Source organism: Christensenella sp., assembly GCF_034927525.1.
In the GTDB taxonomy this organism is placed as follows: domain Bacteria; phylum Bacillota; class Clostridia; order Christensenellales; family Christensenellaceae; genus Christensenella.
In genome coordinates this window covers 1-5,995 of sequence record NZ_JAYFPU010000224.1, presented here as the reverse complement: position 1 = coordinate 5,995, position 5,995 = coordinate 1, and the positions used below count along the sequence as shown (strand labels likewise).

4 protein-coding genes and 1 tRNA gene are annotated in these 5,995 nt (G+C 44.9%); 3 read left to right on the top strand and 2 right to left on the bottom strand.

The genetic code is table 11. The features are described 5' to 3' along the window. On the bottom strand, positions 1-1,527 hold a 1,527-nt coding region (locus VB081_RS09330), incomplete at its 3' end, for a hypothetical protein (protein WP_323400547.1). Positions 1,528-1,823: 296 nt separating this feature from the next. Here VB081_RS09330 and VB081_RS09325 point away from each other — a divergent pair. From VB081_RS09325 to VB081_RS09315, 3 genes are all read left to right on the top strand, one after another. Then, positions 1,824-3,824, top strand: coding sequence for a DUF2142 domain-containing protein (locus VB081_RS09325; protein WP_323400546.1), 2,001 nt, complete (start codon positions 1,824-1,826; stop codon positions 3,822-3,824). Between the two features lie 793 nt (positions 3,825-4,617). After that, a tRNA-Thr gene (locus VB081_RS09320) sits at positions 4,618-4,692 on the top strand. A gap of 134 nt (positions 4,693-4,826) precedes the next feature. Next, positions 4,827-5,678: a patatin-like phospholipase family protein gene (locus VB081_RS09315; protein WP_323400545.1), complete on the top strand. Its 852-nt coding sequence runs from the start codon at positions 4,827-4,829 to the stop codon at positions 5,676-5,678. 154 nt (positions 5,679-5,832) lie between these two features. Here the strand turns inward: VB081_RS09315 and VB081_RS15040 are convergent. Beyond that, positions 5,833-5,995, bottom strand: a 163-nt coding sequence (locus VB081_RS15040) for a DAK2 domain-containing protein (RefSeq protein WP_323400548.1), incomplete at its 5' end; no start/stop codon positions are given.

Sequence of the window (5,995 nt, the reverse complement as noted above, 5' to 3'; positions counted from 1 at the left end):
AAGGATATATTCCGCCTTGTCATCCGCCAGTATTTTTGGTACCAGTGCATCCTGCCCGGAACCATACAAATCATCCTGATCATCCGGAATACGCTGATTGGTCAGCGCCTCAAACCAGGATTTATCATTATCACTGGCAATTGCCGGAACATAGCCGTCCCCTTTATTATCGTAAATATAATGATAAAGATCCATGCGCTCATCCCCCAGCGGGTCTCCATTTGCAGTCCAATTCATATTATTGAAATAAACATCAAAAAATTGATTTGTCCGCAGCTCCGGAGAATACAGAGGATTGATCGACTTGATCCGCGCTTCCAGGTTGGTAAATGAAATCAGTGCAAGCAGCAGCCACACGCCCAGGTAAGAGCACAGAAAACGCATGGATTTTTGTGCCAGATAATAGATGCCGTAAAATGCCAGATAAAAGTACAGGAGCCACAACAGGAAATAGTTCTTGTAATAATAATACGAAGCAACCTTACCCTTTAACCCAAATACAAGCATTATACCAATAAATGCGATTAGGATAATGAACATGACCGCCACCGGCGAAATTTTCTTTTTATGGAATAATTTTAAAACCGCATAGGCAGCAAAGGGCATAAATATAACAAAATTCGCATACAGACTGCGATACATTGGACCTTCACGTGCAATAGCGCTTCCTACCGTCGTATCAGTTGCCGGTGCATTGAATATACCGGAATAACTATACAAAAGCCCCAGCACAATAGGTACTAAGAATATGAGCCCATACTCCAGCAACGTCTTCTTTTTAATAAATTGCTTCTTCTTTACCAGATAGACCGTCAGGCAAATAAACACCGCCAGCATCACCACCGGCACAAACAAAAGATAGCTGAGCATAAGCTCCAGAAGCCCGATTGATAAAAGAGCTACACTTACATGACGCTTCAAATCTCCGCGAATATATCCCTCTGCTGCAAACAGGATCAATCCCACGACAGTAACGCCCACACCAAGATATGTGAACCCAAAAATCATGTTGTTGAATGGATATCCCAGCACATACACCAGCGCCAATACAATTGCGACCACTCTCAGGAACATGTTTTTGCACAATTTCCTCATCAACGCATAGATCATCATTCCAGACAAATAAAGCATACATCCATCTGCTATGATAAACGGAATATAACTGTAAAAGGCCGAGGACAAAAACGGGGTGACCATTTCGATGAACATTGCATTATTAAATTGAGCAAAAAACATACCCGATACACTTTGTGTATTAACGATATCCATCGCAAAAATCATATGACGCGCAGGATCCGTCGTCTGGTAGAAAAGTTCAAGCCTCGAACCGAACTGGTCGCGCATACAACTACACACAACCAAAAACAGCAGCACTGCAAATACCAAGTCCAACCAATGCAAACCATACTGTTGCCGTCTTTTATTTTTCAATACATCATACCAGAAATAGATCGAAGCAGCGATATTTGCGACTCCTATAGATATGATGTTGACAGGAATATGCAGAATATTAAAAATCGCAGCCATAAGAGCTCCGAAACCGGTGACCGCTAAAAAAAGCATGGGCAGCCAACAAAACACCTGTTGTTTTGTATCACTCTTTTGATACAGAAATACACCGCTAAAAAGCGTGACCCATGAAAAAAGATATAAGATGGATCCCAGCATAAGTTCCCTAACCTTTTTATTGGATTTCGAACAATATCAGTATACACAATTTTGGCCGCAAAGTCCAAGAAAACCGCTGCAAATTGACAGTATACCGTCAAAACGATATAATTAGTAGGGTTTTTAATCAACACATTTTATTAAGGTGAAATCATATGAGCGATCAAAAGCAGTCTTTTCTCTCAAAATTGCAAAATATCTTTCCACGCGACCATATGAAACAACGTATTTTCATGATTGTTTTTGTTGCAATTTTGTGTTTATGCTTTGCCTATCTAAATGCACCATTTACGGCTTACAGCAATATTTCTCCTCACGAAAAAGCAGCGATTGGCGAACCATTGCTAAAGGGCGACATCCTAAAGCAAACCGTACTGATTCCCGCCGAAGCCGAAACGCCTCCCAGCATGGTTGGCTTCCGTATGGATTATGGCAACCGTATCGTTTCTTCCAAATACACTGCCGAATTACTGGCAGCGGACGGAACGCTTCTTAACAAAGTTGATTTCAACGGTGAAGCGGCAAAGGATACGATTTTTTTGGGTATACCTGGCGACTATGATGCACGCGGAAAGATACTGACGCTGCAGCTGTCTACCGACGCCATTTCTGCGGATAACGCCCTTTCCCCTGTGACAGAGCCTCTCACAACAGGCAGCGCTGCACAGCTGACCATAAATGACCAGAGCATCAACCAGCAGATGAGCCTTGTTTCCGGAAGCCGGCATATCAGCAGCAATATCTGGCTGGTGAGTATGCTTGTGATGATCGCCGCCATTGTATCTATCCTGCTCTGGAATCAGAATCTGGCGCGTAATGTTCTCCTGGTTCTTCTTATTTTTGGGATATTGTTTTCTGTCACAACACCCATTCTCGATACGCCGGACGAGCAGGCTCATTTATCCAAGTCTATGATGATGGCAAATGGGGATTTCTTTGTTTCTACTCCGCAGGGTAATGCCATCACAACAAGCTACAATGATATCTATGACAATATACGAAGTACGCTTGCAGATACAACACTGCATAACCAGTCAATCAGCAGCGAGACAGCATACACCGATCTTGGTTCGACAATGCTGTTCACGGGCTACCTGCCGCAGGCGTTGGCCCTTGGTATTGCCAAGCTTTTCCACTTTGATATCCTGCCTGCGTTTTATTTGGGTCGTATCCTAAATCTTGTCCTGTACGCGGTTCTTGCCTGGCTTGCTGTCAAAATGGCAAAGAAGTTCAAATTATTTTTGGCTGTCATCTCCATGATGCCCATGGCGCTTTACATCTCCGGATCATATAACCCGGACGCCACACTTTATGGCCTATCCCTTGTATTGATTGCCTATTTCATCAATATGTTCTTTGACCGAACACGCAAAATAACCTATAAGGAAATCTTGATTTTTGCTGTGATCTGCGTACTGATTTCCATGAAAAAATATAATTATGCACCTTTCCTTTTCCTGCTGCTTTTCATCCCAAAGGAAAGGTATTCTTCTACAAAAACCAAATATCTGGGGCTGCTGCTGACTTTTGCGATCGTCGCCGCCGCCATCATGGCAATGTTTTATGCCACGACTATAGCGCTCGCCGGCTCAAGCGATGCGCTCGCCGAGGGCGGAATCAATGCTGTCGGTGCCAATATGTACGATCAGTTGCGATTCATGATTGCCAACAAGGGCGCTGTCATCTCTATGTTCATCACCCAGCTCGTCGAAATGTTCGGCGGTACGCTCGAGCAGCTGTTTACTTTTGGCTGGCTCAGTTACTCTACGCCAAGCTTTATCACAATCGCATATTTTGCCTTTATCGCCGTGGTTGCCTTCTGCTATACACGGTATGAGCACGAGCCGCAGCTTACCCTTGGAAATACGCGTGTTTCAATCGGCGGCCGGATCGGCATCCTGCTCATTATGCTTGCCATCACTGTGATCTCCTACCTGATGATGTATCTTGCCTCAACGCCTGTCGGGTTACTTGAGATCTGGGGTATGCAAGGCCGGTATCTTGTGCCGATATTCGCCCTTCTGCCTTTTATTGGTCAAAATGTATTCCCTCTGGTGAGAAAAGATACGCTGGAGCGGTCGACATATAATATCCTTTTCATTGCTATTCTCTTTATCGTTTTTGTACTGCTGAAAACAACAGCGGAGTATTATTGATCAAAACAAAAGGAGCCTTTCTCAAGGCTCCTTATTTTTACTTATATTCCTATTTTACCTATTTAAATCTTTTTCAACATACCCTGTCCTTGCCTAAGTCGCCATTCTTCTGATACCTTCGGGTCATGCGTCCCCCGGTCGGTTCTCGCCGCCCATCCATTCATGCACCGCTTTTCTTTCCTAGAAAATTTTTATTAGCACACAAGCGGACTTTTCCGATACTCTCAGGCACTTATTTTGAAACAACGTATGATTTGTTACACTTTCGGCACCGCACACTCATAAACTTTCCCACGCAACATTAGCGGTTGCTTCTCGCTTACTTGTGTTGGTATCCTCACCGGGCCTATGCCCTGTTTCAGTCTTATTTACGACTGCCGCCGCGGATATTTCCAAACCGTCTCAGACTTTTCAAAAATATTTTTCCGCGATCCCCTTAAGAAACCTCAAAGCCTCTTATTTCGGGTCAGTGTACGTGTGCCCAACATTACAGGTTCCTCACTGTACATCGGCATCACACCCTTTCCATATTCATTGAGAACCTCCTCCGGATCAACATCCGCCAATTCTGTTCTCCTTCTTGTTATTATTATAAACTGTTCTCATCGATCTAAAACAGTTTATTTGATCATTTCAATGATCAAATTTTACTTTTTATTGATCTTCTTGTATTTATATTACATCGGATTTTGTGCTTTTGCAAGAGCAAATTAAAAAAAATTTTAAATTTTTAATGTTCCTTCTTTGATATTGAAAATCCCCTCACAATCGCATATAATATTAAAGTAATTATGCTGATGTGGCTCAGGGGTAGAGCACGTCCTTGGTAAGGACGAGGTCACGGGTTCAAATCCCGTCATCAGCTCCATGTTGCGGTATACGCCGCGTTTCAAAATCCCCGCAAGCAATACCTGCGGGGATTTTTGTTGCCTTTTCTTTGCAAAAAACACCTACGACCTACAATTTCTGTTATAATATTGGCAACACAAGGAGAAAAACGCTATGACAGGACTTATCGACTGCGGAGGCGGGATGCGCGGCGTCTATACCTCCGGCATCTATGACTATTTACTGGATCACAACATCACCATCGATTATGGGATTGGCGTTTCCGCGGGTGCGGCAAACATGATCTCTTATCTGGCCGGCCAGCGCGGTCGCACGCTTACCTTCTTTGAGGAATATACCTTCCGCAGGGAATACATGAGCCTTTCCAACTGGCTGAAAAACAGGAATTACTTAAACCTTGAATATATCTATTCCACCCTGACGAACCGGGGCGGAGAATATCCGCTCGACTACGAGGCTTTTGCAAAAACAGATTGTGATTACCACGTCGTCGCTACAGACGCCCAAACGGGAAACCCAGTCTATTTCACGCGTCAAAATATTTCGCAGGACAGCTACGATGTGTTAAAAGCCTCCAGCGCGATCCCGCTTGCGTGTAAACCCTATCCTGTGGAGGGAAAGCTTTATTTCGACGGGGGCGTTTCCGACCCGGTTCCCTACCAAAAAGCGTTTAATGACGGCTGCGAAAAGGTGGTCGTGCTGATCACGAGGCAGGAAACCTACGTCAAACAAAAGCAAAAGAACTTGCGCCTGCTCGCGTGGGCGCTGCGTAAATACCCGCATATCGTACATCTGCTCGAGCATCGTCACGAAGCGTACAATCAGGCGATTGCAGAAGTCAGGGAACTGGCGGCACAAGGAAAGATACTGCTCGTCGCGCCGTGCGACGAATGCGGTGTCGATACGCTCACCAAGGATAGGGACGCATTTTTAAGATTATACCAGAGAGGGTATGACGACGGTGCAAAGGTCGTCGCTTTTCTGCAAAAAAACAAAAAGCCCTAACCGTTTGGCCAGTGGCTTTCGTCTGTTCCACGAAGGAGGAGAGGGACGGTATCCTGTCGCTATTATCAGGATACCGTCCGGCTATTTCTCTCCCAGTAGTGGATTAGATGGAGTGATCTATCTATAACTTAGAAGGAAAGCTTTGTTATACCGTTTATACTGCTTTGATGCCGTCGCTCATGCTCTCGATGAGAAGCGCACACGATACCGATCCGGCGTCAAGCACGCCGCGCGAACGCTCTCCCAAACGGCTTGCGCGTCCGAATTTCGCAACCAGATCCTTCGTGCTGTCGCGTCCGGCTTTTGCCGCCGCCGTG